The 25,072-nt window shown below is 71.7% G+C and carries 25 protein-coding genes; 7 read left to right on the top strand and 18 right to left on the bottom strand.

Annotation, left to right across the window (positions count from 1 at the left end):
• Positions 1 to 36: 36 nt before the first annotated feature.
• The 13 genes from RM425_RS06320 to RM425_RS06260 form a co-directional block, all read right to left on the bottom strand.
• Positions 37 to 3,255 (bottom strand): LysM domain-containing protein, encoded by a 3,219-nt coding sequence (locus tag RM425_RS06320; RefSeq protein WP_311344334.1) that lies wholly within the window; start codon positions 3,253 to 3,255, stop codon positions 37 to 39.
• The gene (locus tag RM425_RS06315) at positions 3,252 to 3,692 is read right to left on the bottom strand and encodes a TadE/TadG family type IV pilus assembly protein (RefSeq protein WP_311344333.1); all 441 of its coding nucleotides are present in this window, start codon (positions 3,690 to 3,692) and stop codon (positions 3,252 to 3,254) included. Before RM425_RS06315 ends, RM425_RS06320 begins: the two co-directional genes overlap by 4 nt.
• Positions 3,689 to 4,114: a TadE/TadG family type IV pilus assembly protein gene (locus tag RM425_RS06310; RefSeq protein WP_091929635.1), complete on the bottom strand. Its 426-nt coding sequence runs from the start codon at positions 4,112 to 4,114 to the stop codon at positions 3,689 to 3,691. Before RM425_RS06310 ends, RM425_RS06315 begins: the two co-directional genes overlap by 4 nt.
• Positions 4,111 to 4,575, bottom strand: a complete 465-nt coding sequence (locus RM425_RS06305) for a TadE/TadG family type IV pilus assembly protein (RefSeq protein WP_311344332.1) — start codon at positions 4,573 to 4,575, stop codon at positions 4,111 to 4,113. Before RM425_RS06305 ends, RM425_RS06310 begins: the two co-directional genes overlap by 4 nt.
• Positions 4,576 to 4,583: 8 nt before the next feature.
• Positions 4,584 to 4,781, bottom strand: coding sequence for a hypothetical protein (locus RM425_RS06300; RefSeq protein ID WP_091929634.1), 198 nt, complete (start codon positions 4,779 to 4,781; stop codon positions 4,584 to 4,586).
• A 28-nt stretch (positions 4,782 to 4,809) separates the two neighbouring features.
• The gene (locus tag RM425_RS06295; RefSeq protein WP_311344331.1) at positions 4,810 to 5,724 is read right to left on the bottom strand and encodes a type II secretion system F family protein; all 915 of its coding nucleotides are present in this window, start codon (positions 5,722 to 5,724) and stop codon (positions 4,810 to 4,812) included.
• Positions 5,721 to 6,587 carry a type II secretion system F family protein gene (locus tag RM425_RS06290; RefSeq protein ID WP_311344330.1) on the bottom strand — a complete coding sequence of 289 codons (867 nt, stop codon included), beginning with the start codon at positions 6,585 to 6,587 and terminating at the stop codon, positions 5,721 to 5,723. Before RM425_RS06290 ends, RM425_RS06295 begins: the two co-directional genes overlap by 4 nt.
• Positions 6,588 to 6,625: 38 nt before the next feature.
• Complete coding sequence (locus RM425_RS06285; protein WP_311344329.1) at positions 6,626 to 8,047, bottom strand: CpaF family protein; 1,422 nt, start codon at positions 8,045 to 8,047, stop codon at positions 6,626 to 6,628.
• A complete protein-coding gene (locus RM425_RS06280; RefSeq protein WP_311344328.1) occupies positions 8,037 to 8,840 on the bottom strand; it encodes a hypothetical protein in 804 nt (267 codons plus the stop codon). The genes RM425_RS06285 and RM425_RS06280 overlap by 11 nt, the downstream gene beginning before the upstream one ends.
• Before the next feature lie 15 nt (positions 8,841 to 8,855).
• Positions 8,856 to 9,542: an SAF domain-containing protein gene (locus tag RM425_RS06275; protein WP_311344327.1), complete on the bottom strand. Its 687-nt coding sequence runs from the start codon at positions 9,540 to 9,542 to the stop codon at positions 8,856 to 8,858.
• Positions 9,539 to 10,441, bottom strand: a complete 903-nt coding sequence (locus RM425_RS06270; RefSeq protein ID WP_311344326.1) for an ATP/GTP-binding protein — start codon at positions 10,439 to 10,441, stop codon at positions 9,539 to 9,541. The genes RM425_RS06275 and RM425_RS06270 overlap by 4 nt, the downstream gene beginning before the upstream one ends.
• Positions 10,435 to 11,031: a hypothetical protein gene (locus tag RM425_RS06265; RefSeq protein WP_311344325.1), complete on the bottom strand. Its 597-nt coding sequence runs from the start codon at positions 11,029 to 11,031 to the stop codon at positions 10,435 to 10,437. The genes RM425_RS06270 and RM425_RS06265 overlap by 7 nt, the downstream gene beginning before the upstream one ends.
• 205 nt (positions 11,032 to 11,236) lie before the next feature.
• Positions 11,237 to 11,689, bottom strand: coding sequence for a helix-turn-helix domain-containing protein (locus RM425_RS06260; protein ID WP_091929628.1), 453 nt, complete (start codon positions 11,687 to 11,689; stop codon positions 11,237 to 11,239).
• Between the two features lie 689 nt (positions 11,690 to 12,378).
• Between RM425_RS06260 and RM425_RS21615 the strand changes: the two genes are divergently transcribed.
• From RM425_RS21615 to RM425_RS06245, 4 genes are all read left to right on the top strand, one after another.
• Positions 12,379 to 12,636: a helix-turn-helix domain-containing protein gene (locus RM425_RS21615; RefSeq protein ID WP_396137028.1), complete on the top strand. Its 258-nt coding sequence runs from the start codon at positions 12,379 to 12,381 to the stop codon at positions 12,634 to 12,636.
• Positions 12,637 to 13,071: 435 nt separating this feature from the next.
• The gene (locus RM425_RS06255) at positions 13,072 to 13,365 is read left to right on the top strand and encodes a type II toxin-antitoxin system Phd/YefM family antitoxin (protein WP_311344324.1); all 294 of its coding nucleotides are present in this window, start codon (positions 13,072 to 13,074) and stop codon (positions 13,363 to 13,365) included.
• Positions 13,362 to 13,637 carry a type II toxin-antitoxin system RelE family toxin gene (locus tag RM425_RS06250; RefSeq protein WP_311344323.1) on the top strand — a complete coding sequence of 92 codons (276 nt, stop codon included), beginning with the start codon at positions 13,362 to 13,364 and terminating at the stop codon, positions 13,635 to 13,637. The genes RM425_RS06255 and RM425_RS06250 overlap by 4 nt, the downstream gene beginning before the upstream one ends.
• An 85-nt stretch (positions 13,638 to 13,722) precedes the next feature.
• Positions 13,723 to 14,220 carry a hypothetical protein gene (locus RM425_RS06245; RefSeq protein ID WP_311344322.1) on the top strand — a complete coding sequence of 166 codons (498 nt, stop codon included), beginning with the start codon at positions 13,723 to 13,725 and terminating at the stop codon, positions 14,218 to 14,220.
• Positions 14,221 to 14,661: 441 nt separating this feature from the next.
• Here the strand turns inward: RM425_RS06245 and RM425_RS06240 are convergent, their stop codons facing one another.
• On the bottom strand, positions 14,662 to 15,123 hold the full coding sequence (locus tag RM425_RS06240) for an ester cyclase (RefSeq protein ID WP_311344321.1): 462 nt from the start codon (positions 15,121 to 15,123) through the stop codon (positions 14,662 to 14,664).
• A gap of 201 nt (positions 15,124 to 15,324) precedes the next feature.
• Here RM425_RS06240 and RM425_RS06235 point away from each other — a divergent pair, with 201 nt between their 5' ends.
• Positions 15,325 to 15,819, top strand: coding sequence for a hypothetical protein (locus RM425_RS06235; protein ID WP_311344320.1), 495 nt, complete (start codon positions 15,325 to 15,327; stop codon positions 15,817 to 15,819).
• A 436-nt stretch (positions 15,820 to 16,255) separates the two neighbouring features.
• On the opposite strand, the gene RM425_RS06230 is transcribed toward RM425_RS06235, so the two are convergent.
• Positions 16,256 to 17,722, bottom strand: coding sequence for an NAD(P)/FAD-dependent oxidoreductase (locus tag RM425_RS06230; RefSeq protein WP_311344319.1), 1,467 nt, complete (start codon positions 17,720 to 17,722; stop codon positions 16,256 to 16,258).
• 315 nt (positions 17,723 to 18,037) lie between these two features.
• Between RM425_RS06230 and RM425_RS06225 the strand changes: the two genes are divergently transcribed.
• Positions 18,038 to 19,198, top strand: coding sequence for a sensor histidine kinase (locus RM425_RS06225; RefSeq protein ID WP_311344318.1), 1,161 nt, complete (start codon positions 18,038 to 18,040; stop codon positions 19,196 to 19,198).
• On the top strand, positions 19,195 to 19,851 hold the full coding sequence (locus RM425_RS06220; RefSeq protein ID WP_311344317.1) for a response regulator transcription factor: 657 nt from the start codon (positions 19,195 to 19,197) through the stop codon (positions 19,849 to 19,851). The genes RM425_RS06225 and RM425_RS06220 overlap by 4 nt, the downstream gene beginning before the upstream one ends.
• Before the next feature lie 13 nt (positions 19,852 to 19,864).
• Here the strand turns inward: RM425_RS06220 and RM425_RS06215 are convergent, their stop codons facing one another.
• The 3 genes from RM425_RS06215 to RM425_RS06205 form a co-directional block, all read right to left on the bottom strand.
• The gene (locus tag RM425_RS06215) at positions 19,865 to 20,773 is read right to left on the bottom strand and encodes a DUF6463 family protein (protein WP_311344316.1); all 909 of its coding nucleotides are present in this window, start codon (positions 20,771 to 20,773) and stop codon (positions 19,865 to 19,867) included.
• Between the two features lie 348 nt (positions 20,774 to 21,121).
• Positions 21,122 to 21,931 carry an SDR family NAD(P)-dependent oxidoreductase gene (locus RM425_RS06210; protein ID WP_311344315.1) on the bottom strand — a complete coding sequence of 270 codons (810 nt, stop codon included), beginning with the start codon at positions 21,929 to 21,931 and terminating at the stop codon, positions 21,122 to 21,124.
• A 432-nt stretch (positions 21,932 to 22,363) separates the two neighbouring features.
• Entirely contained in the window at positions 22,364 to 24,961 is a 2,598-nt protein-coding gene (locus RM425_RS06205) for a flavin-containing monooxygenase (RefSeq protein WP_311344314.1), read from the bottom strand.
• Between the last annotated feature and the right edge of the window lie 111 nt (positions 24,962 to 25,072).

Genomic DNA, 25,072 nt, shown 5'->3' with positions numbered 1-25,072 from the left:
ACCTCCCTCGTAGTGGGTGCAGGCTGCGGCCCTTTCTCACGAGGCCCGGTCGAGGAACTGCCTGCGGGCGCGGTTGATGGTCTCCGCGGTACTCATGGGCAGGTCCATCTCGTCCTCGCCGTCGTGGATGGTCACGATCCGCGCGACGTAGGTCTCGGCTTCGGCGCGGCTGCCCTCGCGGTAGGCGACCCACATCGCGTCGAGCAGCACCTTCTCGTCGTCCGGCGCGACGAGCAGAGCGGCGGCCGAGGCGGTGCGGGCCGAAGTCAGGTCGTCGTCGGCGAGGGCAGCGGTGACGACTTGATGGGCGACGTCGCAGACGCCCGCGGTGAGCGTGAGGTCCAGGCCGTCCAGCCACTCGTAGCCCGCGGGCCGCTGGGCGAACGGCGCGCCGGACACCAGCTCGAGTGCGGCCAGCAGATCGGGCAAGCCGTCGTCGCCGCGAACCTCGGCGCGAGCGCGCAGCTGGCGGAACAGGTCGGCGTCGACGAGCACGCCGGTCAACGTGTACCGGCCGCGGTAGCCCGAGCTCAGATGCTTCTCCCCGGTCACCGGGTCGTCGCCGAGCCAGGCGCGGGCACCGGCGGTCATCCGATGCACGTAGGCGCGAACGCTGACCGGGTCGGTCTTGCCGCCGCGAGCCGGTTGCAAGGCGGTGGCGGCCTCGTCGGCGGTGGAACCGTGCGGGCGGGTGGCCAGGTAGGCGACCACCTCTTCATAGCGGCGCCGCCGCCCAGACCTGGCGACGGCGTGCTCGTCGCCGTGCGCGCGGAGGTTGACCGGTCCGAGCAGAGTCAGCCGCGGCCGGGTGCAGTCCAGCGACCACCAATCCGCCAGGTCACGGTCGAGTTGCTCGAGGTCCTCCTCGATCCGCTGACGCAGCCGGGTCGGGTGCCACTCACCTTGCGTCTTCTGACCCTTGCCATCCGCAGCCTTGGCACGGTCCTCACGCGGCACCGGCCCCAGTGCCGCGCCACCAGCAGAAGACCGGCGAGCCGGCCGTGGCTGGGGCGAGCGTTCCGGAGCGTCGCTGGGCTCCTCCGCCGTCGCGTCATCGAGCAGTGCGCCGGCGGCGTCGGTGTGGACCTGCCACGGCCGGTCCCCGTCGGATGCGGGGATGGCGTCGTCCATCGCGTCGCGCTCGAAGGCCAGCAGGGTGGCGATGTCACAAGCCTGTTGGACGGTCAGCTGTGGGGCCGGAAGGGACAGTCCGAGTGCCGAGACGAGCAGCGACCCGTCGTCGGTCAGCGTGAGCAGCCACTCGTCGCCGACCTGGGTGGACTCAACACCAAGTACCAAGGCGACCGCTGCACGCCGCTCCCGGGCTCGCAGGACGGCGGCGGTCTCGGCCAGCTCACCGCCGTCCTGCGGCTGATGAGTAGTGAGGACGATCTGAGGCATCCAGCCGTCGCCGGCTCCGGCGCGCAGTCGCCCGTCCAGCACGTCGTCGGTGTCCCGGTCGATGGCTTCGCGCAGGGCGGTGTGCAGCACGGGATCGGCGGCAGTATCCACGGGGTGGATGCGGTGCGGCGCCAGGTCGACCAGCTCCTCGCCGAAGCCGACGGTGGTGACGGTGAGCAAGTCCGACCAGCTGTTGACGGCCAGTTCCGCGGCCAAATGCCGGACGAAGTCCTCACATCGCTCGGCCGGCCCGCTGACGTGGAGCGTGCCGAGGCGTTCCAGGTCCAGCAGCCAGCGGTCTGTGCCGTCGGTGCCGATGGTGACCAGGGTCGGGTAGGGGGCCAGCCGTGCCCGGGCGACCTCGGGAGCGGCGCTGGTGTCCTGGTCGAACTGCACAGACCACCACAGGCGGGTGTCGTCGGCGGTCCACGGGTCGGGCGGAGGACGGTCGGCAGGGGCGTGCAGCCGAAGCTCGAGCCGGCCCCGGCCAAGTCGGGCGGCGACGACGTCCGGCAGCCGCGCGTCAGGATCATCGGAGATCCGGACGGCGAGGCCGCGCAAGGCCAGGTCGAGTGCGGCGTAGTCGGCCGTGCCCGCGTCGGCCGCCGAGGTCACGGCCGTATGCGTGGCCGACAGCGTCGACGGCACCGGGGCCAGCCGTCGACCGGACCGCCGACGACGTAGACGCTGGCGGCGGTGGGCAAGCCACATCGCGCCCACACCGGCGGCGAGCAGTGCGCCGCTGCCGGCGAGGACGACCGCCAGCTCCGACGGGACCTGGTCGGCCTCGGCATCGGGGGCGTCGGCTGCCGGTTGCGCTGGTTCGTCGGAGGGACTCTCCCGTGGCGGCGAGGCCTGCGGTATCGGCGATGGCGTCGCCGGCACGGGTGACTCGCTCCCCTCCGGCGGAGGCGTCGACGGCGGCGGGTCTTCGGCCGGTGCTTCAGGAGCGGCCGGCGGAGGCGTCGGGTCGGAGCCTTCCGGGCCGGCGGGCGGGAGGTCAAGGACTTGCCCGGGGCGGATCAGGTCGGGGTCGGTGAATCGGCCGCCGCCGGAAAGCGGTTCACCGGCGTTGAGGTCGAAGATCGGCTGCCAACTGCCCAGCCCGTGCTGCGCGGCGATGTCGGCGAGGGTGTCGCCGGACCGCACGGTCACCTCGGCGGCGGTCGCTCCCTGCTCGGGAGGCGTGGCGTCGGATGGGAGGACCAGGACCCAGCCGGGGCGGATCAGCGCCGGATCGGTCAGGACGGCGCCGTCGGGCTGGGGCCGGCCGCGGTTGAGCTCGAGGATCTCCTCGAACCGCGTCCAGTCCCCAAGGGAGCGGGCGGCGATACGGCCGAGGGTGTCTCGCGGCTGCACCGTGTAGGTGGGGCCGTCCCCGGCCGACTCGGCCGGCTCCGCATCCGGTGCGGAGGAAGGTATCGCTGGCGGCTCGTCGGTCGGCTGCTCCGCGACCACCGGTGGCCCGGCGAGCGCCGGAGCGGCGAGCAGGGGCGCGCCCCCGACGCCGACGACGGCGGCAACGAGCAGGCCGGCCAGCTGCTGCGGTGCCGCCAAGCCGGGCAGCCGCAGCGGTGGGAGACCGCGCAACTGGGCGGCGAGCTCGACGGCCACCGACAGGGCGAACACCGCCCACGCGGCCCAGCCGATCACCACGAGCAGGCCGAGGAAGAGAGCACCGTTGTCCGGCCCGCTCAACGCGCCCGTGACCTGCGCCCAGGAGGGCAGCTCATCGGGCAGGTAGGCGGCGCCGAGCTGCCAGAGCCCGATCGGGACACCAGCGACCGCAGCAATCAGGAGGAACAATGCGAGCAGTCGGCGCGACACGTCGAGCGCACGCGGCGTAGTGATCATGGACCCGCTCCCGCGTCCTGGTCGGTGATGAGGTCGGCGGTCCCGGAGCCCTCCACGGTCATGGTCTGAATGCCGATGAGGCCGAGGAAGGCGGTGGGCTCGGTGATCGTCGTGGTCACCGTCAAGGTGTCGCCGTCCACAACCGTCACCGCGCCATTCACGCCGTTGCGCGCCAGGTAGTCCTGCGCCGCGGCGACCGCGGCGGCCGGATCGACCCGGACATCTCCAGCGAGAGCGGCGGAGACGTCGAGGGCTTGGCCGCCGGCGCGGGCGGCTTCGTCGGCGATGGCGTTGGCGCGCTGTGTGGCGGCCACCTTGGCGCCGCCGTCGACGGCCAGGCCGATGATCAACAGCAGGCCGGGGACAAGGACGGCGAGGAAGACGCCAAGCGCCCCGCGCTCGGCATCCTGACCTCGAAGGCGCTGTCGTGGGGTCATCGTTCGCGGTAGGCATCGACGGGGCTGGTGAAGGTCGCGTCCACGGTCACTGAACCGGGCAGACCGGGTGCCAGCAGGTCGGCCATGTCGACGACGCACGTGATCGACACGGTGACGTCGCCCGACTGGCCGGGCGGCGCCTGGAAGCCGGCGGTGTCGACATCGACCGTGGTGCGCTCACACCGCAGGTCCTGAGCGGCCAGGGTCCGCTGCGCCTGCGCGCTGGCCAGCATCGTGGCGGTGGCGGGATCGCGGGCGAGGGAGGCTTCCCGGGCGGCCGCGCGAGCAGCCTCGGCGACGGCGCCCTCGGCGACCTGGGTTCGCCCGGCGACGACGGCGAAAGACAGCAGCAGAAGCAGCGCCGGCGCCAACAGCGCCAACTCGACCGACACCGACCCCCGCTCCCCTACCCGGCCGTTCATGGGGTGAGCCGTTCCACAGGGCCGACGGCGCTCTGGGTGACCGACCAGCCGGACAGGCCGGGGAAGAGGCTGAGGGAGGTGCCGGTCACGGTCACCTCGATGCTGGTCGGTGAGCCGGCCACGGTGACAGTCCTGCCGGTCAGCAAGTCGGAGGCGGCCTGGTTGAGGAAGTCCTCGGCCGCCGTCCCGGCGCGGGCGGTCGAGGCGGGCTGCACCCGCCCCTCCCGGGCGCCTTCCTGCGCAGCGCCGAGGGCGATCGAGCGGGCGTGGAACCACAGGGCCGCCTGGACCAGCGTCATGACCAGCAACAGCACGACCGGGAACGTGACCGCCAGCTCCACCGACGCCGCGCCGCGCTCCCCGGACAGCCGCCGGCGCACCACGCCGCTGGCCCGGCGGCCAGAGGCATGGCCGAGCCGGAACAGCGGTGGGGCGCCGCGTTGGCTGGCGGAGCGGACCACGGGGGTGGCTACTGGATCGAGTTTGAGCGGGAGGTGACCGCATTGGCGATCACCGCGACCAGTGCGACGGCGATGCCGATCAGCGCCACCGTGATGATCACCTGCTCCACCGACAGCGAGCCGCGTTCCGGCTCGTCGCGCAGCTCGTGGAGCCGCTCGCGCAGCGCCGCGCCGAGGGCGGTCAAGGTGGTGAGCAGCGGCATCATCGGACTCTCCTTCTGAGGGGCATGGCAGTCAGGTGGCCATCAGTCGGGCCAGGGCGGGATAGAGGAACAGCAACAGGAAGGCGATCGACAGCAGCGCAACCGGGGCGGTGAGCTTCTCGCTGGCGGTGTTGGCCGCCGCCTCCTCCTCGGCCAGCAGCTGCACCCGCATCGACTGGGCGCGGGCCCGCAGCGTCGGGGCGATCGAGGCACCCTCGACGGCGGCGACCGCGGCGATGTCGGCGACATCGGCCAGCTCGCCGACCCCGGTGTCGGCGGCCAACCGGCGCAGCCCGTCCCACGGCGGCTCCCCGGCCAGCCGGGCGGCAACCAGTGCGTCGTTGATCCGCCGAAACACCCACCCGTCGCCGAGCGCGGCGGCTCGTTCCAGGGCGATGGTTGGGCCCTCGCTGGCGTCGCGGCGCAGGCTGACCAGGTCCAGATAGGAGCACAGCGCCAGGCGCATCTGGGAGCGGGCCTCGGCGGCCTGGTCACGCACGACGAGGTCGACGACGAAGAAGAGGACGACGGCCAGCGCCAGCGATCCGGCCACCGGGATCACTACGGGCAGGCGGACGCCGACCGTTCCGAGCACGGCGGTGAGCAGCGGCACGAAGGCCGCGCCGAAGACTGCCAGGCCGACCTTGCGCGCGGCGTAGCCCTCCGGCGTCCAGCCGATCAACGCCAGCGCCTGTTCCGGCACCCCCCGCCCTGCCCCCGGCAACCGGGCGGCGGCCCAGGTACCGGCGCGGCCGGCCCCCCGTGCCCACCGGTCACCCGCCCCCGGAACCGGCCCGACCGGTGCGCGTACCGCGCGCCCGTCCAGGCGAACCAGCGCGTCGGCAAGCCGCGGCTGCTCGACCACCACGGCGGCGCGCAACAGCAGGAACACGCCAAGCCCGACGACCGCGCCGGAGCCGATCAGCAACGCCTGAGCGCCGCTCACCGGACCGGCACCTCCTCCGGGGCGAGCTCGGTCCGCCGGCCGCCGTCGCGATCGACGAGGAAGCGGGTCGACGGCACGGCCACGGTGAGCCGGCGCATCCACAGCAGACAGCTCACGATCAGCGCACAGATGACCGCCAGCACCAGCTGTCCCAACCCGGTGCCGTAGGGCGCCAGGTAGTCGCCGTTCAGCGCCGCCAGCCCGGCCGCGGCGACCGTGATCAGCAGCAGCCAGCGGGCGTTGGCGCGGGGCTTGGCGCGGTCGGCCTCGACCTTGCGGCGCATGGTGACCTCTTCGCTGAGGCTTCCCGCAAGCTCGGTCAGCACTCGCGCCAGCCCCGGCCCACGCAGCTCCGCGCCCAGCAGCAGGGCGCCGACGACCAGGTCCCCAGCGGCGTCGTCGAGATCGTCGGCGAAGGACAGCAGCGCCCGGGCTGTCGGCCAGCGCGCCCGCAGGCGCGCCGCCAGCGTGATCACCTCCACCTGAATCGGCGCGGGCGCGGTACGGGCCGAGCGGATCAGCGTCTGCTCCAGCCCACCGCCCGCGGCCAGGACGTCGGAGGTGCGGCGCACCCACTCCTGCAGCGCCTCCAGCCGCTCCACCGCGGCGTTGCCGGCGGAGAACTGCGCGAGCAGCCACGGCAGCCCGATAACCGCCAGCCCGACCAGCACCCCGCCGACCGGCCAGCCGGAGGTCAGCCACACGGCGGCCGCCGCCACGGCGGCGGCCGCCCAGAGTGCCCGCTGTCGCCGCGTCGCCGGGCGGTCGACCGACGACGCCGGACGCGGTCTGCGGCGCCGCGGCTGAGCCGGCGGCTCCGGGGCGGTGAGCGCGTGGGCGGCCAGCAGCAGGCCAGCGACCACGAGCGCTCCACACACGCCGGCCAGTAGTCCCGCGCCGCTCACCGTCGTCCTCCGACCGTGCCGGCCCACGGTCCCTGGCCGACTCGCAGCCAGCCGGGATCGAAGCCCACCCGGACGTAGTCGGCCAGGTCCACCGGATCGTGCTCGGGCACTGCCCGACCGTCGGGTCCCGGAGCGAAAACCTCGGTGACCGCCGGGCGTCCGCCCTCGCCGATGCCGTTGCACTCGACGACCTGGCTGACGAACCGCTGCCGCTCACCGCCGATCCACCGCTCGTCCACAGTGGTGATGTGCACGACCAGGTCGATCGCCGACGCACACGACCGGTACGCATGCTCCGGGGTGACCGCAGCGCGGCCACGCATGCACAGATTGGCCAGCCGCTCGAACGCGTGGTGTGCCGAGCGGGCGTGCAGGGTGCAGCACGAACCGCCCTCCCCGGCCTCCATCACCTCGATCAGCGGCCAAGCCTCCTCGCCACGGACCTCCCCCAGCCACACCCGGCTGACGTTCATCACCAACGCCTGCTCCACCAGCTCGGTCAGCGTCACCTCGCCGAGGCGGCGGCCGTCCGGGCCGCGCTCCCCGGAGCCCTCCCGGGCCTCGAACGGCACCACCCGCGGATGCCGATCGGGCAGCTCGTGCAGCAGCAGCTCGAAGTGCTTCTCGATCGTGGCCAGGTTCTCGCTCACCGGCAGCTCGTTGGCCAACGCTCGCAGCAGCAGCGTCTTGCCCGCACCCTGCGCGCCGGTGACCACGATGTTCCTCCGGGCCCGCACTGCTGCCCGTAGGAACTCCGCCAGCGGCCGGTCGATCGCCCGCAGCTCCATCAGGTCGTCGAGGTCGACGTCGCGGATCCGGTGCCGCCGGATCACCAACTGCGGACGCGGCACGGTCTCGATCACCGCCGCCAACCGAGAACCGTCCGGCAGCCGCATGGTCAGCAGCGGACTTGCCGTGGTCAGCGTCCGCTCCGAGCGGCCCAGCCGAGCGGCGATGTGCTGCAGCTGACGCACCAGGTCCTCGTCTGAGTCCGCGATCGGGTCGACCCGGACATCGCGGCCGTCGGAATAGCCGACCCACACGTTGTCGTGCCCGTGCGCTTCGATGTTCTCCACCAGCGGGTCGTCCAAGTAGGGCTGCAGCCGACCCAGCCCGAACTGGGCTGCGAACACCGCCTCGGCGATCGCCTGTTCGTCCTCCGGGGTGGGCACCGCTTGCCCGGCGCGCATCCGTTCGCGCACCAGCTCGTCGACGCCGTCCTGAACAAGGGTGCGGGCCAGCTCCTGCTGCGCCGCCGTGCTGAGCGTTGGGCGGCGCTTGAGCTCCTCGGCCAGCGCCGTCGCCGTCGACTCGTGCAGCCGGCGGACAAGCGTCCAGTCCACCGAGACCGGTGATGCGTCGAGTCCTCGAGGCACGGCCACGGCGCGGAGGATGTCGGTGGTGAGGTCAGCGGACACGGCTGCCCCCGATCGTGGTCGCCGACGCAGGCACGGGCGCCGGCGGTGGCGCCAACCGGGTTTCGTGCGCCGCGGCGAACTCGACCAAGCGGTTTGCGACCGTCCGCGCAGCCCGTAGCAGCGCTGACTGGGCGAACAGCCGACCGGCCGGCGCACCATCACTGAGCACCGACGCCGCCTTGGCATCGCGCGGCAGCGAACCGATGACCTGAACGCCGAGCGCCTCGCCGATCTCCCGCTCGCCGTACGGCTCACCCGGCCCGACTACCAGCGTCGCCACCATGCCGACGTGGCCGTCTCCTCCGCGGAGCTCGGCAATCGCCTGCGTCGCCGCACGCACGGTCCGCAGCCCCGAGCCGGTGACCAGGACCACGGCGGCAGCCCGCCGAACGACGGCGGCCGGAAAGTGCTCGGCGCGCAACCGACCGCAGTCGGCGATTGCGTCGACCGTGCCGTCCTCCACCGACGCCAACGTGGCGGCCAGGCGAGCCCAGTCCACATGTCGGGCGCCGGCGGGGTCGGCCAAGCCGGGCAGGAGTCGCGCCCGCCCCTCGGGGTCGAGCCGCAGCAGCTGGCTGTCGAGGTGTGGGGCCAGACCGCCACGCCGCGCCGCGAGCTCCAGATCGGCCAGCCCGCCGGCGGACAACTCCCCTCGGCCGTATCCCGCCAACACGTCCCCGCCGGCCGGGTCCAGCTCGGCCAGTACCACCGGCCGCGGCCAGGACAGCGCCAGCGCCAGGCCGCTAGTGGTCACCCCGGGCGCACCCTTAGCCGAACACAGCGCGATCAACACGGCAGTCGTCCCCGCCTACTCGTCGGCCACCACGACGATGGCGACCATGCCTGCAGCGGCGCGAGCAGCGACGTCCGGCCCATCGGCCACGTCAACGAGCACGTCGACCACCCGCAACCCGTCAGGCCCCGGCGGACCCGCCTGGACCACGGTCGCGTCCACCACGCCCGGAGCCCCTACCTCGGTCGCGACTGGAGCACTGCCTGCGGCCACGGGCACCAGGAGGACGTCATCGCCGGGCCGCAGCGCGGTCGCCGGCAGCTGCACCGTCGACACCCCGACCCCGACCAGTTGCTGACCGGGGGCCGGGAGGCGCTGATCGGTCAGCGCGTCGATGGTGAGCAGGGACCCCGGCGTCAGGGTGGTCGCCGCCACCATGCCAATCACCTGGTCGCGGTCGCCGTACGGAATCGGCCGCAACGCCGGATCGGCCGAGATCCTCGCCTCCACCAGGTCGGCAGCGGTGATGGCCTGCCCCCAGGGCACCTCCCGGGCGAGCGCGATCACCGAGGACGTCTGGCCCAGCGACGTCGCCAGGTAGGTCGCCCCCAGCGCTCCGAGGACCACCATGGTTAGCGCCAGCGCCAGCAGCGCCGGACGGCGTCGCCGACGCGGCGGCGGTAGCACCGGCGCCCGGGACAGCCCGTTGCCCACAGCGGAGGGGGGCGCCGCGCTGGTCCTCGGCGGCTGGGTGCGAGTCATCGGCTGCTCCCGTCCTGGTTCAGGACGTGCAGCTCGCCGACAAACAGCTCCGACGACGAGGACAGCTCCAGCGTCTCGCTGCCCGACAGTCCACCACCGGACCAGGTGACCGTCCACGTGCTCGTCGCTGTTACCGGCCACGGCCCACCGCCAGGCACGTGCCTGCTCGACGCCTCCGCATAGACGTGGCCACAGTCCGGTGATGGACCCTCGGCGCCCGGCGAGTACGGCGTCCCGGCGCCGCACACCACCGTGGTGCCATCTCCCATGTCCCAGACGATGCGGCCCACGCGGCCCACGGCAGCGACCGTGACGCCACCGGCTGACACCGACTGCCGAGTCGGCCCGAGGAACGCCTCCCCGCGCTCGGTCCACATCCACACCGGCAGGCCGACCAGCCCGCTGGTCGAGCCCGGTGGCGGCGCCATCCGGATCTCCGGCGCGCGCATCACCAGCGATGCGATCGCTTGCTCTGCCAGAACCCGCGGATCCACGGGAGGTGCAGGCGGCGCGGTGCCGTTCGCCACGAAGACGAGCATCGTGGTGAGGCCAGACCCGTCCACCCGTGGACAGACCTGCACGTACATCGCTCCGTCATCCGGAGACCTTCCACCCCAGAACATGCTGGTCGGCGCTGGCTGGGGCTCGGCCACGGTGTACGTGCACGGGTTCTGCGGTGAGGCGTCTCCGCCGGTCTCCGGTACTCCACCGGAGCTGGCACCGTCGACTACGAGGTCTGCGTCCGCAGGCTGACCGGGAGAAGTCGCCTCGACCAGGCAGATGCCGGTCTGCGCATCCTGCTTGGCGCACGCGACGGGTGCTGCCATAGCACTGCCCAACCCGCCAGGGGCCGCGAGCATCGCGGCCGCCAGCAGGACCACGCCGAACGTCCTCAGCATGGTCGGTCCGTCAGCGGGTCCAGCTGGCTGACCAGCCAAGGGGATCCAGGTTCGGCCTCGTAGCGGGTCACAGTGATGTCCCAGACGTAGCGGCGCGGGGTGCCGGGTGGCACGACCTCGCCGGTCTCCACCTTCACGACCCGCGTGCTCTGGCTGTCGTAGCAACCCGTGATTCTCACGGTCGGCCCATCGGGAGCGGCCAGCTCGACGTCGGTGACCTCCAGTTCGACGGCGGTGTCGCCTTCCTGGCGGAGGCCGATCGTTGCGTAGTCCCGCACTGCCGTGATGGCGAGCAGAGCGGCGGGGTCGCCCGAGAACCGCCGGATCTCCGGCTCCCAGTCCCTGGCGTCTGGGTCCTTCTTGGCGGCGTCAGTCACGCGCAGCATCTCGTTTACGACCGTGGTTGCGGTCTCTGCCGCCTCGTCCTCGGGAGTCGGCGCGTCGCTCGTCAGCGGAGAGGGCGACGGAGTCCGCGAAGACGAGAACGTCGTCGCGCTGGGTGAGGAGTCCGGACTGGCGTCGCTTGCCGCGCAGCCCGCGAGGGGCAGCAGTGCCAGGAGTACGCCGGCCGTCCACCGCCGCGTGGTCAACGCGGCTGCCCTCGCCGGGGCCGCAGGACGCGTTCCAGCACGAGCGTGACCCGAAAGCAGGCGGGCTCCGGGCGTCGAAGGCATGCCGGCCGCTGTCGCACTCGACTTTGTCGTGCAGGCCATGGGCACCTCCTGGGCAGTGGTGGGGGAAATTACCACCGAGATCGCCCGTGGGGGCAAGCCTTTCCTCCCGTAATCCTCCTGTTCAGCCGCCGAAAGACGCCAAGGCCGCGTGGTCGCTGCGGGAACGGCGGACGGCCGCCTCGACGCGGGCGATGTCCACACCGAGGACTTCGGCGACGGCGGCGATCACCTTGGCGGAGTCATCTACACCGGGGCGACCGTCCTCCAGGCGCACATACGTCATGACTGACAGGCCGGGAGCAGTCACCTGGTTCGTGGCGAATCCGGCCGCCAAACGGAGGGCCGCCAAGGGTGGGTCTCCTGCATCGACGTCGAGCAGGTACAACGGGTCGACGCCCAGCGCGGATGCCAACCGCGGTACGAAGCGGGGCCGCGGGCGTTCGAGTCCGGTCTCCCAGACCCGGATGCGCGCCGGGCTGGAGAGCTCCAGCTTCGTGGCCAGTTGTTCCCTCGTAAGCCCCACGGCCTCACGGGCAGCCTGCAAGCGGTCACCTCGAAGCAGTGGCCGCGCCATGGCAGCTCCCCTACGTCACCCGTTCGGCGGACACCCGCTCGTGTGACGTCGAACCCTAGCCGCAACCTCGACTCCGTCCGACGGGCCTCGTCGTGGCGCGAGACCACTTTCGTTGACCGGAGAACTACAGGAGCAATACCGGAGAACGCGCTCGGAGCGGAGCGAAGCGAGTCGAAGTCATGCGGGCGGGACCGCGCGGCCGAGCTCCGTGCGCTGTCCGTAAGGGCGTCCCACTATGACGCGCACCCGGCGAGTAGCCGCTGGCCCGTACACGAGGCTGACCTCCGGTACTTCCCCAGGAATCTTCCAGTAGCCGAAGACGCATCCGAGGCGCCGGCCTGGCTGATGACGGCAGACGGGCGGTGCTCCCGTTCACTGGAACGAGAGAACTTCTGGAGCCTCGTTCGAGACCATTGGACGGCAGGCAGCAGGCAGCAATCGCTCCAGCACGGTCCGGACCCGTGTCAGCGGGAGCGGGACAGTTCCGGAGGTAACGACATGGGCGATGCGCAACTGCTCCACGACGTGCTGGGCGCCGATCCCCTGCTGCTGACGCCGGAGGAGGCGGTGGGCCTGCTCCGGGCCGGCTGTAGGACGACCATCCGTCCAAGGCCTCCGGCAAGGGCGGAGGCCGGCCCTGCGGCGCGTCCGGTCCAGCCCGACGTCATCGCTGGTTGGGAGGGATCGCGGTGAACCTTGAGGACCTCAGAGCCAGCGGCTCCGCCGTTGTGACCGTCGCACAGGCGGCCTCGGTATTCGGTGTCGACGTCCGCACGGTGACCCGAGCCATCGAGAACGGCGAGCTGCCGGTGGTCCGGTTGGGTCGACGAGTACTCATCCCACGCCTACCCCTGTTGGCCGTCCTCGGCGTGGCCGTCGACGACGCTCTCGGAGGCCTAAACGACACCTCTGCCGGTAGCCGGTTGCCGGGAGCCGGTAGCCGGTAGCCGGTAGCCGGTAGCCGGTAGCCATGCGTCCCATAACGACCGAGCTGATCGCAACCAGGACGCCCAGCGGCAGTACCGACAACTCGCCGCCCAGCCGACAACGCGTCGTCTGCGTGGGATGGCATACCCGGGACCGAGCTGGCCGACCGGTCAGGAGTCGGGTCCGCGAAGGATCGCCTCGTGATACTCCGCGTGATACTGCCGCCCGCGCATTCAGCAGTATCTGAATGCGAATTTGGGCCGTCTCGGCGTCGCCGGTGAAGGCAAAAGCGCAGGCCAAGGCGCCAGGACGCATCTAGATGCTCAACTGCGGACAGGAGTTCAAGTCCCCCCTCGGACACCGAGTTGAACCCCCACGGCTTCTGAGTCGGTGGGGGTTCTCCCGTTCCTGGCATCGGCACTGCCACGGATGGTCTCTTGACCCGACGAGGTCGCTTGACCATAATCCTGGTCATGACGACGCACTCGCTTGCGACGGTGAAGGCCCGGTTCAGCCAGGTCATCGATGAGGTCGCCGGGACGCACGAGCGGGTCACGGTCACCCGGAACGGCAGCCCGGTCGCCGTCATCCTCGCCGTGGACGACTACGAGTCGCTGGTGGAGACCCTCGAGATCTTGTCCACCCCGGGTGCTGTCGCAGACATCCGGCAGGCGGAATCCGAGATGCGTCACGGGCACGTCCACGGAGAGGCCGACGTGCGCGCGGCTCTCGCAGCCCGTCGCGGGTGAGCCAGCCCACGACCTACCGGGTGGTCCTGTCGCCGGCAGCCAAGCGAGCGATCGAGCGGGACCTCCCGGAGGCCGTCGCCGTGGCCGTGGTCGACTTCCTGTACGGAGCGCTCGCCGCCGACCCGCATCGGGTCGGCAAGCCACTGCGATTCGAGCTCACCGGCTACTGGTCCGCGCGCCGGGGTCAGTACCGGGTCGTCTACTCCATCCACGACGACGAGGTACTGGTCCGCGTCGTCCGCATCTCGCACCGTGCCGACGCCTACGGCTGACACGCCGTCCGGCTGACGCCTGACGATCCATCGGACCTTCCGAGCGCTCCGCGGCAGGTACCGGCACGCCGACGTTTACCAGGCGATGCACGAAAGGCTCAAGGGGCGCGAGCTCGAGCTGTACGCCATGAAGTGCTGGCGCGCCCGCGGCGAGCTGGCACTCGCAGCTACACGGCTCGCGGACCCGGACACCACGGTCGCGCAGGCTCTCGTCGACGAGAGGAAGCTCGAGGCCCACCTCGTCGCCTCCTACATCGCGACGCTCGGCTACAGGCCGAGGCTCGAGTACCGGATCGGGAGGGACGGGGGCACGGATCTCGTCGCGGACATCTACGACGACCGCCGCCGCCTGATCGTCGAGGCGAAGGCCACCGTCGACGAACTGTTCCCGGCGATCGGGCAGCTGCACCGGTACCGCTACCTCGTGAACCTCGCCGCCGACCGGACGCTCGTCGACCGAGTAGCCGTACTGCTGCCCGGCGAACCGTCCCAGGACGACCTGTCATGCGCCGCGTCGATGTACCTGGATCTCGACGTGATCTGGCAGGACGGCGAAGACTTCGAGCACCGAGTGCTCAGGTGACGCACGGCGGCACGGTCATCGTTGCCACTTGGACCCCTCGGGGGACTGCTGACCGAGGTTCCGCCGGGCCGCATCTCGCCCGACTACCAGACCACCGAGCCGCGACACCCGACCGCGCCAGAGGGCGGCACTAGGCCGCCGTCAGCGTCATCGGCGACTTCGAGCTCGAGCCCGAGCCCCCGTCCAGCACGAGCGCCGCCGCCCGCGTCGGCGGCACCGCCTCAGTCTTGACGGTGCTGGCGTGGCCGAACGCGCCCGTACCCCCCACGACAGCGCGACGCCAGCCGAGCGACTGCCTCCGCCCACGATGACCTCGAGCCGTGGTCGACGGGCACCCGGCCCCGCAGTGGGACGTGCCTCCGCTCTCCGATGAGCCGTCCGGCACGTGCCGGGGCAGCCGCCGCGTCGCTGCTCGGGGACGACCGACTGCCCCGAGGGCGCTCAGCTGCTGATCGCGTTCTTCACCTTGTCGATCACGCTCTCGTGGCCGCCGGGGGCCGCGCCGATCTGCTGCATGATGCCCAGTTCGTCGGTGCTCCCCCACCGCTCGACGATCTGGCCGTTCTCGAAACGGCCGATCTGCAGGCCCCGCACCTCGATCCGCTTGCCGGTGGCGGGAACGCCCTGGAATTCCCCCTGATGCGTGCCGGTCAGCGTGTACGCGAATGCGATCTTGTCCTCATCGACCACGTTCACGAGCGGTTCGAGGTGTGCGTCCGGGAACGCCGTCGCGAGGGTGTGGAAGAAGCTGCGGTAGCCCTCGCGGCCCGGTCCCTGACCAGGGGCCGGATCGTGGTCGATCGCGTCCACGGCGAACAACGTGTCCACGAATCCGTCGATGTCGCCGCTGTTCAGCAGGGCCGCTGCCTTCTCCTGGGTCGATGTGTTCTGTTCAACGCTCATCTTTCGCCGCTACCCGCAGCCCCCCGCGCGGGAAACCAGCACGAGCCGCCGAGCGAGTGTCATGAGCTCCCGCGCCGGCACCCGGGGGCCCGCGCGGATCTGCCCCCTCCCTGGGGCCGTCCTCGTCCCGAGGCGGGTGGCCCAGGCGAGTCGGTCATGGCGCAGGATCGCCAGGCATCCGGGCTTACAGTTTGTCGCCCCTTGGAAACAAGACGCTGCAGTCAGCTTCCAAGCCCTCGAGAGGCCTGGCACCTGCCGTTCCGCTGGGTCAGCGATCCGGACGGTGAGCGGCTGGCCAAGCCGCTCGGCGCCTGGGACGACGACTCGTCGATCTTCCGCCCGGTCGTCGTGGTGGTCGCCCCGGACGGACGACAGGTCTTCCACGAGCTCTCACACGACTTCACCGACCGGACGGACGACGAACCCGTGCTGGCTGCACTCGAAGCGCTCGGCCTGGCGCCGCTGCCCGCCGCTCCGGGTTGGGCGCCTGATGTCGAGCCGCAGGCCTCGAAGCGGGCGTTCCAGCCGTCGTCGTTCATCCCGTACCTCCGCGCGATCCGGTTCAACACGATGGCGCTGAACGAACGGATGGTCGACCAGCGCGACCGCGAGCAGCTGGTCACCGAGAAGGAGATGGCCGAGTCGTTCCTCGCCGCCTTCGACGACTGGCGCGCCGAGCACCCGCCTGGCCGCTGAGCCGGAGCAGCCGTCGACCTGTCCCGCCTCGTGGCCGAGGTTTCGCGGCCTGGGTGCGCTGGTGAGGTCGTGTCGCGCGCGCCAGCCCCTCCGAGCCTCCTTCGCCGAGCGCTGACCCGCTTCCTACGGCTCCCGCGACGACGGGTGTATCCGTGTGCGTATGGAGCGTGTCGCCCCTCGGACACCGAGTTGAACCCCCACGGTCATCAGGCCGGTGGGGTTCTGCTGTTTCTCGTGTCGGCACGTCCGCTCGAGGCCTGACGGGCTACCGGTCGCGGTCGGCGATGCGTCGGGAGCATGGCCGGAGTTCATCAGTGCGGTCAGGTGCCGCCCGTCCCCTGCCCGCGTCGAGGCGGTCCCGGGCGCAATCGGGTTGGCGCCTGTGCCGCCTGGAGGCACTCCCGGCACACCGTGCGACCGGAACCATCGACGCCCGTCATGGCCCTTCGGTGGAGGTGCGCGCAGGAGGACGGCTGACTTCAGCCACCCCCGGACGACGCGGCTCCACGACCGGTGACGGCTGCGCCGGTCCCGATGACACCGCGCGGCCGCCAGGCCCGCTTCCCGCCGCCTCGAACTCTTCGAACAGGCGCTCCAGCGCCAGGCGGCCGTAGACCTGCTGCTGGGTGGCCACCCGCTGGGCGCGGCCGCGGCCGAGGAAGCTGATCATCCAGTGCAGCACGGTGGTGATGCGGCTGCTGAAGCCGACCATGTAGAAGAGGTGAACGGCCAGCCACATCACCCAGGCAAGGAAGCCCCCGAACTCGACCCTGCCGATCTGCACGACGGCGGAGAAGCGGGAGACCGTGGCCATCGAGCCCTTGTCGAGGTACCGGAACGGCCCTCGCGAGCCCTTTCCGGCGTGCCGGCGCTGGATCGCGTCCGCGGCGTACCTGCCGCCCTGGATGGCCACCTGAGCCACCCCGGGTAGTCCGTCCAACGCCGCCATGTCCCCCACGACGTGCACTTCGGGATGGCCGGGCAGCGTGAGGTCGGGCTGCACGACGATCCGCCGGGCATGGTCGATCTGCGCGCCGGACTGGTCAGCCAGGATCCGGGCGAGGGGGCTGGCTTGCACGCCGGCAGCCCAGATCGTGGTCGCGGCGTCGAACCGGTGGCCGTGGCCATCGCTGTCCTTCATCTCGATGCCGTGGGCGTCGACATCGGTGACCGTGGCGCCGAGGTGCACCTCGACGCCGATGCGGCTCAGCCGACGGCGGGCGAGGCCACCGAGCTTCTCCCCGAAGGCCGGCAGCACGCCCGGGGAGGCATCCAGCAGCACGACCCGGGCACTGGCCGGGTCGATGTGGCGGAAGTCCTCGCGCAGGGTCCGCCGCGCCAGCTCGGCGACCTGACCGGCCATCTCCACACCCGTGGGACCGGCGCCCACGACGACGAAGGTGAGCAGCCGGTCGACCTCCACCTGCGCCTCGGCCAGCTCGGCCAACTCGAAGGCCCCGAAGATCCGGCCACGCAGTTCGAGCGCGTCGTCGATGCTCTTCAGCCCGGGCGCGAACTCGGCGAACCGGTCGTTGCCGAAGTAGGACTGGCCGGCCCCGGCGGCCACGATCAGCTCGTCGTAGCCGTGCACCGTCGTGCGACCGAGGACGGTCGAGGTGACCGTGCGGGCGGTGAGGTCGATGTCGGTCACCTCGCCCAGGACGACGCGGGCATTCAGTTGGCGACGCAGGATCTCCCGGGTGGGTGCGGCGATCTCCCCCTCGGACAGGATCCCGGTCGCGACCTGGTAGAGGAGCGGCTGGAACAGGTGGTGACCGGTCGCGTCGATCAGCGTCACCTCGACGTCGGCCCGGCGCAGAGCCTTGGTGGCGAACAGGCCCCCGAATCCGGACCCGATCACCACGACCCGCGGCCGTGGGTTCGTGCGGTGCTGGTTGTTCATCGTTGCTCCACATGGCGAGTGGGATGGATGCGGGCACGGCGGGTGGGTGACCGAGCCCCGACGTCAGCCGCAGCCGAGGAGGCGAGCGCAGTGGCACGGTGCCCACGTCGGTCTGCTGGTCCGCGGTGTGTCGTGCCTGGATGACGGTAGGGAGGCCACCCGCACCGCACAGGTGCCGGCGGTAACCGGTTCCGCCCATGACTTCCGGCAGGCTGTCCGCTGGACGACGCCGACGGTCATCTGTCCCCGGCCATGACTTCCGGCACCCGCACGAGGGCCTCGCCGTCCCTACGCTCCGGCTAGGAGGTGGCAGCCATGATGTCCCGGGCCGCGGTGCGGACCATCGTCGTCGCCGCGCTGGTCTCGCTCGTCGCCGTGGGCGTGGTCGTGCTCATGGCGCAGTTCGACCACGAGTCGGGGTCCTCGCCCGCCCACCTGGCGTGGTGGTGGACGGCCTACCTGCTCTACGTGCTGGTCTTCCTCGTCATCGGCGATTGGCTACCGCGGCCGCCCGGGGTGACCGACGACGCGTTGGTCGTCGCGGCGGTCGTACTCGGCATCGCCGTCTTCATGCTGTTCCCGGACCCCGGTTGGACCGCGATCGTGCTGGTCGTCACGGCGGCGGGCGCGGCGTTCGTCTGGCCGCCGCGCGCCGTCGTCGCCGTCATCGCCCTCCAGACCGCTGCGGTGGGGCTGGCCTTCGGGATGGGTGTGGCGACGAAGGGCTGGCCGCTCTCCTTGGTGGTGCTCTCCGTGTTGGCGGACGGCAGCTTCCAGTTCTTCGCCGCGCTGCTGGTGCGGGCGGCACGCCGGGAGGCAGAGGCCCGCACGGACCTCGCCGTCGCCCACGCCGAACTGCGGGCCGCCTACACGCTGTTGGAGGTGACGAGCCGGGACGCCGAACGGCTGCGCATCTCGCGCGACCTCCACGACGTGGTCGGTCACAAGCTCACCGCACTCGTCCTGGAGCTGGAGATCGCCTCTCATCTGTTCGGCGAGGAGGAGGGCGAGCACGTGACCCGGGCCCGGGCGATCGCCAAGGATCTGCTCGGTGACGTCCGCGTGACCGTCGGTCGGATGCGGGAGAGCGGGCACGTCCTCGAGCCCGTGCTCCACTCCCTGGCACGTGACGTGCCGGGACTGCAGGTGTCCCTGCACGTGGAGGCGGGCCCGGTCGAGGGAGACCAGGCCCAGGTGGTGCTGCGCTGCGTGCAGGAGGCCATCACGAACACCTTGCGGCACTCGGGGGCGAACCACCTGCACGTGGCCGTGGTCGCCGACGCCTCGGGCATCTGCGTCGAGACACGGGACGACGGCTGGGGCACCGCGGTGATCGTTCCCGGGAACGGCTTGACCGGGATGCGGGAACGGTTCCAGGCACTCGGTGGCAGCCTGCACGTCGACTCCAGCCCCGGCCACGGCTTCACCGCAACCGGACGTCTGCCGTCGAGGATCCCCGCAGGACGGTCGACATGACCGACACGCCGGTCCGCGTCCTCCTCGTCGACGACCAGACGCTGGTGCGACAAGGCATCCGCGGCCTCCTCGCTCTCACTCCGGAGGTCGAGGTGGTCGGCGAGGGCGCCGACGGCGATGAGGCCTTGCGCCTGCTCGACGAGTGCGACGTGCAGGTCCTGCTCCTCGACCTGCGCATGCCCGGCCGCGACGGCATCGCCACGCTGGAGGCGATGCGCGAGCGCGACGTCCACATCCCCGTGCTGGTCCTGACCACGTTCGACGACGAGGAACTCGTGCTGCAGGCCCTTCGCGGCGGCGCCCGTGGCTATCTGCTCAAGGACGTCACGCTCGAGCAACTGGTGAGCGCCGTGCGGTCGCTCGCCTCGGGTGGCACGGTCCTGCAGCCGGCGCTCACCGAGCGACTCCTGCAGGCGATGGTCGAGCGGCCGGAGATCATCGAGGGCATCCAGCGGCCGGAGCCGCTCACTGCCCGTGAGCTCGACGTGTTGCGGCTCGCAGCCGCCGGGTGGTCCAACCGGGAGATCGCCCACGGGCTGCACCTGGCCGAGGGGACGGTGAAGAACCACATGTCCAGCGTCCTGCTCAAGCTGGGGGTGCGGGATCGCATCCGAGCCGTCCTTCGCGCGCTCGAACTCAGGCTCCTCGCCTAGTGGGCGGCCATCGTCATCGCCCGCGGGAGCTCGCGGACCGGCGCGCCAGCCACGCGATCGGCAGGAACAGCCAGAAGGGCGAGACCGGCATGAGGAGGGCGCCCCACAGCCCGGTCGCGACGAGGACGGTCGCCGTCGCGGGAGGCGGGCGTCCGTGCACCTTCTCGTGACCCCGCACGATCGCGCCCAACCCGATCACGACGAGTCCTGTTGTCACGTACCAGAACCCCACGCCCCTGCGTTCGGTGAGCACGGGGTCCGCGTCGACCGAGGCGATCACTCCCCCGTCCATGACACTGCGGACGGACTCGGGATAGAAGGCATGCGCGGACGCGACGTGCGCGACGCCCAGCACCACGGTCCACAGGCCCGCGCTGCGCACAGGAGGCACGCCGCCTGGCGACGGCCCCGCGTGACCGGCGGGTTCCGCCGCGGCCGTCGGGTCGAGACTGCTCACGGCAGCCGCCGACGGGCCGGTCGCGTGCCGGAGCCCGCCCGCCACGACTCGCCGCGCCGTCCTCCGGTGGAGGATCCCGACGATCGCCCAGACCCCCCGCGTGAGCACCGGCCGCCTGTAGCGCAGGACGGTCGTGAGCACCCTGCGCCCCGGTTCGGCATTGCGGCCAATCATGACCGTGTCCATCAGCCGGTCGGAGTCCTCCAGCACGACCACCGCGGCAGTGGACTCGACGATGCGGACCGAGCCGAGGCCGTCGGCGCTACCGGCGATCCGCTTGATCCAGGTCGGTGTGGCGTCCACTCCCGCGCGCACCCATTCCTCGGGCGAGCAGCGATCCGGCCCTTCGAGGCGCAGTTCGAAGGCGTCGGCGTAGTCATGACGCCGGGCGGCGGCGATCGGGTCGGTGACCCTCACGCGGCGCCCCAGGACGGGGGCCCGGCCCCGGTCGGTTCGATTCTTCATGGTGCTGTCCTCCAACACCTCGAGGTGTCTGTCTCGACTCTGGAGCGAGCGGTGGCCGGCGGCTTCCGCGGCTCTCGCCTACCGCCGTCGCCGACGCTAGGAGGCGCCAGGTGCTGACACAGGTGCGTGTGGTCACCACTTCTGGCCATGACGTCCGGCATGGCTGCCCCATGGACAGCCGAAGGCGTCTGGAGGCGTGATCCCGACTGCTGCGCTCCAGGGCGGGCTTCGGCGTAAGGCGTCCGGCTCCATGGGACGACGGGGATGCCCGTACGTGCCGCGCCTGGGCAGGACCGACTCGGGACGGGCCGGACGTCGTCCCAGCGGCCGGCCTCGACTCGTGCGTTGTCACCCCGCCGTTGCCGCGCCGGGCGAGGTCCCGGTCGGCACGCCGGGAACCGAGGAAGGTCGAACCTCCCTGGCCTCGGGGTCGGCGCCGTTGGCCGCACGGCCGCCGTCTACGGGAAGGACGGCACCGCTGATGAAGCCTGCTGCCGGGGAGAGCAGGAAGGCGACCGAGGCGGCGACCTCACGGGACGTGCCCACGCGTCCGAGGGGGTGCAGGAGCGCCATCTGCTCGTCGGCGTCCGGGTGCTCGGCCCGGTACTCCTCGTAGCGCTCGGTGGTGATCGAGCCGAGGGCGACGGCGTTGGCGCGGATGCCGTCGGGCCCGTGGTCCACAGCGACGGCGCGGGTCAGACCTTCGATGGCTGCCTTCGCCACCGCGTACGGCAGGGCGCCCCGGACGGGGCGTTGGGCCTGGTGGGAGGAGACGTTGACGATGGCTCCGGCTCGCGCGTGGGCGAGGAAGTGGTGGACCGCGGCGGAGCAACCGGTGACGGCCAGTGCCAGGTTCGCGGTGATGAGCTCGGTCACCTGCAGCGCGGAGGACGAGGTGAAGGTGGCGTCGCGGAAGATCGCGGCGTTGTTGACCCATCCGGTCAGAGGGCCGGCGGTCTCGGCCCGGCGGGCCGCCTCGGCAGTGACCTGAGGGTCGCGGGCGTCCCCGGTGACGAGCTCGACCCGCTCGTGTCGCCAGTCGAGGTGGTCGGTGACGTCGATGACCACCACGTGACCGTCTTCGGCGAGGTGTTCGGCGATGGCCCGGCCCACTCCCCGGGCGGCGCCGGTGACGACGGAGGACTGCCGGACGGTCACGTTCCCTGCCTTTCCCCGGAGCTGTCAGCTGCGGACGGTGTCGTGCCCGGCGGGCGATGCGCTAGCCGGGCGCGCCTGCGACGAGGCCGTAGGTGTGCGGGTGCCGGGCCTGCTCGCTGGCACGAGGCCGTCTCACCGTGGCCGGCGCCCGCGCGGTTGGTCCTTCAGAAGATCCTGGGTGACCTGCCATCCATGGGCAACGGGTGACCCCCTCGCTCGTCGTCGACCCTCTCCCCCGTGTTCCCGTGCACGACGCTAGGAGCGGCGCACGGCCCCCACAGGTGCCGGCAGACACCACCTGCCCACCATGACCTCCGGCATGTACGCCTCCGGACGGCGGTGGCGGGCGACCTCTCCGGGGGGCCGAACACGCGGGCAGGCCGCCGGCGGTCGTGCGGTGACCACCGGCGGTCCCTCGTCCTCGGCCGGCGGTCAGACCTCCGCCGGCTGGCGGAACAGCGCACGCAGCCGCAGCGCGATCTCCTCGCGAACCCGTGCGCCGGAGAGCACGACGTCGACCATCGTCAACGACATGTGCGTGTGCCCGCGTGCCGCGACGTGCTCGACCGGCACGTCGGCCGCGCGCAGCGCCTCGGCGTACGCGATGCCCTCGTCACGCAACGGGTCGAACTCCGCGGTGACCACGATCGCCGGCGGTAGGCCGCCCAACTCCCCACGCAGCGGGGCCGCGGTCGACTCCGTGCGTCGCTCGGGATCGCAGTAGTGGTCCCAGAACCAGCGCATGAGGGGCGCGGTCAGCACGTAGCCGTCGGCGTTCTCCTCGAACGACCCGGTGTCCATGGTCGAGTCGGTCACCGGGGTCAGCAGCAGCTGGCCGCGCACGACGGGGCCACCCTCGTTCCGCGCCCGCTGGGTGACGACGGCGACCAGGTTGCCCCCGGCGCTCCATCCTGCGACGACGAGGTGGTCGGGGATCCCGCCGAGCTCGATCGCGTGCGCGCCGACCCACTGCAGCGCCGCCCACGCGTCCTCGGCGGCGGCCGGGTAGCGCGTCTCGGGCGCGTGGCGGTAGTCCACCGACACGACGACGGCGTCGGTGCGTACGCACAGGTCACGGCACAGCGGCTCGTCGGACAGCTGGTCGCCGAGCACCCATCCACCGCCGTGGAAGTACAGGACGACGGGATGCGGCCCGGGCGAGGCGGGGCGGAACAGCCGGTACTCCAGCTCGCCGGCCGGGCCGGGCAGCACGCCGTCGACGACTTCGCCGACGTCCGGACCGGGCGGCCGCATCCCGTTGCTCATCTCCATGAACGCCCGCGCCTCCGGCGGCGACATGGACTCCAGAGGAGGCAGCCCCATCTGCGCCATGGCGTCGAGCACGAGTGCGACGTCGGGCTGGAGCCGGCGGACGACGCCGTCGTGGCACTGCTCGCCACCCGGCCCTGACAGCCGGAAGCCCAGGTAGTCCGTCGCCCGGACCTCGTCGCACGCGGCCCGGTAGTTGTCGACCCCGCCGATGTAGGGGTAGAAGACCCGCGGCTTGCCGGGCACGTTGGCGCCCATGTACCAGGAGTTCGCCGTCGGGTGCAGCGAGATCGCCGCACAGTCGGCGACGTGCTGGTTCCAGCCGTCCTCGGCCGGCGGCGTCGGCTCGATGGTCGTCATGCCCTTCGCGCGCAGGTCGACGAGGCAGTCGGTCACCCAGTCGACGTGCTGCTCGATCGAGACCGCCATGTTGGACAGCACAGAGGGGCTGCCCGGCCCGGTGAGGGCGCAGAAATTCGGGAACCCGACGGTGGTCAGCCCCAGGTAGGTCGACGGTCCATCGGCCCACTTCTCCTTCAGGGTGACCCCGTCGCGCCCGGTGACGTCGACGCCGACCAGGGCTCCGGTCATGGCGTCGAACCCGGTGGCGTAGACGATCACGTCGAACTCGTTGGACTCCGTCGCCGTGTCGATGCCCGTCTCGGTGATCGTCGTGATCGGCGTCTTGCGCAGGTCGACGAGCCGGACGTGCGGCATGTTGAACGTCGCGTGGTACCCGCTGTCCAGGCACGGCCGCTTCGTGCCGAAGTAGTGGTCCTTCGGGCACAGCGCCTCGGCGGTCTCCGGGTCGTCGACGATCGACCGGATCTTCTCCCGGACCATCTCGGCCACGATCTCGTTCGACGCCGGGTTGACGCCCTGGTCGGCGAAGACGCCGAGGATGGCGAACAGCTCGCCGGCCTCCCACGCCGCCTCGAAGCGTTCCCGTCGCACCTCCTCGGGGGCCGTCACGCCGAGGACGTCGGTGACCTCGGCCGGGACGCCGCCCCGCGACCACTTCGCCGCCGTGCGGTAGGCGTCGCGGTCGGCAGCCAGCTGGGCGAGCCGGTCGGCCGGGGCCGGACCGTTGTGCGCCGGTATGGAGAAGTTCGGCGTCCGCTGGAAGACGGTCAGCTGGGCCGCCTGCTGCGCGATCAGCGGGATCGACTGGATGCCCGAGGAGCCGGTGCCGACGACGGCGACCCGCTTGCCGGTGAGGTCGACTCCCTCGTGCGGCCACCGGCTGGTGAAGTACACCTCGCCCGCGAACCGCGGGGCGCCCTCGATGTCGGGGGCCTTCGGCACGGACAGGCAGCCGGTCGCCATCACGTAGTGACGGCAGCTGACCGTCTCACCGGTCGAGGTCCGCACCACCCAGAGCCCGGCCACGTCGTCCCAGTCGGCTCCCTCGACCCGGGTGTCGAACGTGATGTCCCGGCGGAGGTCGTAGCGGTCGGCCACGAACTGCAGATACCGCAAGATCTCGGGCTGGGTGGCGTATTTCTCCGACCAGGTCCACTCCCGCTCGAGCTCCGGGTCGAAGCTGAAGGTGTAGTCGGTGGTGGGGATGTCGCAGCGCGCGCCCGGGTACCGGTTCCAGAACCACGTGCCGCCGACGTCGCTCGCCGCCTCGAACACCCGCACGGAGAAGCCCTCCGCCCGCAGTCGGTGCAGGAGGTACAGGCCGGCGAAGCCCGCCCCCACGACGACGACGTCCACCTGCGGGCCGGCCGGGCCCGCGTTCCTGTCATCCGCAGTCACGGGCGCTCCAGAATGTGAGACGAATGTCACGTGCCGTCTCGGGCAAAGTAGCACCGCGCCGGCGGTCGCATCGTCGGGAGCGGGCATGTGGACGGGCTGCCGGAGGGGGTC

Origin of the sequence: Blastococcus goldschmidtiae, from assembly GCF_031845325.1 — a bacterium.
GTDB lineage: Bacteria > Actinomycetota > Actinomycetes > Mycobacteriales > Geodermatophilaceae > Blastococcus > Blastococcus goldschmidtiae.
This window is presented reverse-complemented; position numbering and strand designations above follow the sequence as displayed.

What these genes read in the sequence shown, in the direction of transcription:
- RM425_RS06230 (WP_311344319.1), bottom strand. Translation starts at nt 17,722, where the DNA reads ATGAACAACCAGCACCGCACGAACCCACGGCCGCGGGTCGTGGTGATC.
- RM425_RS06260 (WP_091929628.1), bottom strand. Translation starts at nt 11,689, where the DNA reads ATGGCGCGGCCACTGCTTCGAGGTGACCGCTTGCAGGCTGCCCGTGAG.
- RM425_RS06315 (WP_311344333.1), bottom strand. Translation starts at nt 3,692, where the DNA reads ATGACCCCACGACAGCGCCTTCGAGGTCAGGATGCCGAGCGCGGGGCG.
- RM425_RS06245 (WP_311344322.1), top strand. Translation starts at nt 13,723, where the DNA reads ATGCACGAAAGGCTCAAGGGGCGCGAGCTCGAGCTGTACGCCATGAAG.
- RM425_RS06320 (WP_311344334.1), bottom strand. Translation starts at nt 3,255, where the DNA reads ATGATCACTACGCCGCGTGCGCTCGACGTGTCGCGCCGACTGCTCGCA.
- RM425_RS06275 (WP_311344327.1), bottom strand. Translation starts at nt 9,542, where the DNA reads ATGACTCGCACCCAGCCGCCGAGGACCAGCGCGGCGCCCCCCTCCGCT.
- RM425_RS06270 (WP_311344326.1), bottom strand. Translation starts at nt 10,441, where the DNA reads ATGCTGAGGACGTTCGGCGTGGTCCTGCTGGCGGCCGCGATGCTCGCG.
- RM425_RS06215 (WP_311344316.1), bottom strand. Translation starts at nt 20,773, where the DNA reads ATGAAGAATCGAACCGACCGGGGCCGGGCCCCCGTCCTGGGGCGCCGC.
- RM425_RS06220 (WP_311344317.1), top strand. Translation starts at nt 19,195, where the DNA reads ATGACCGACACGCCGGTCCGCGTCCTCCTCGTCGACGACCAGACGCTG.
- RM425_RS06300 (WP_091929634.1), bottom strand. Translation starts at nt 4,781, where the DNA reads ATGATGCCGCTGCTCACCACCTTGACCGCCCTCGGCGCGGCGCTGCGC.
- RM425_RS06225 (WP_311344318.1), top strand. Translation starts at nt 18,038, where the DNA reads ATGATGTCCCGGGCCGCGGTGCGGACCATCGTCGTCGCCGCGCTGGTC.
- RM425_RS06240 (WP_311344321.1), bottom strand. Translation starts at nt 15,123, where the DNA reads ATGAGCGTTGAACAGAACACATCGACCCAGGAGAAGGCAGCGGCCCTG.
- RM425_RS06310 (WP_091929635.1), bottom strand. Translation starts at nt 4,114, where the DNA reads ATGAACGGCCGGGTAGGGGAGCGGGGGTCGGTGTCGGTCGAGTTGGCG.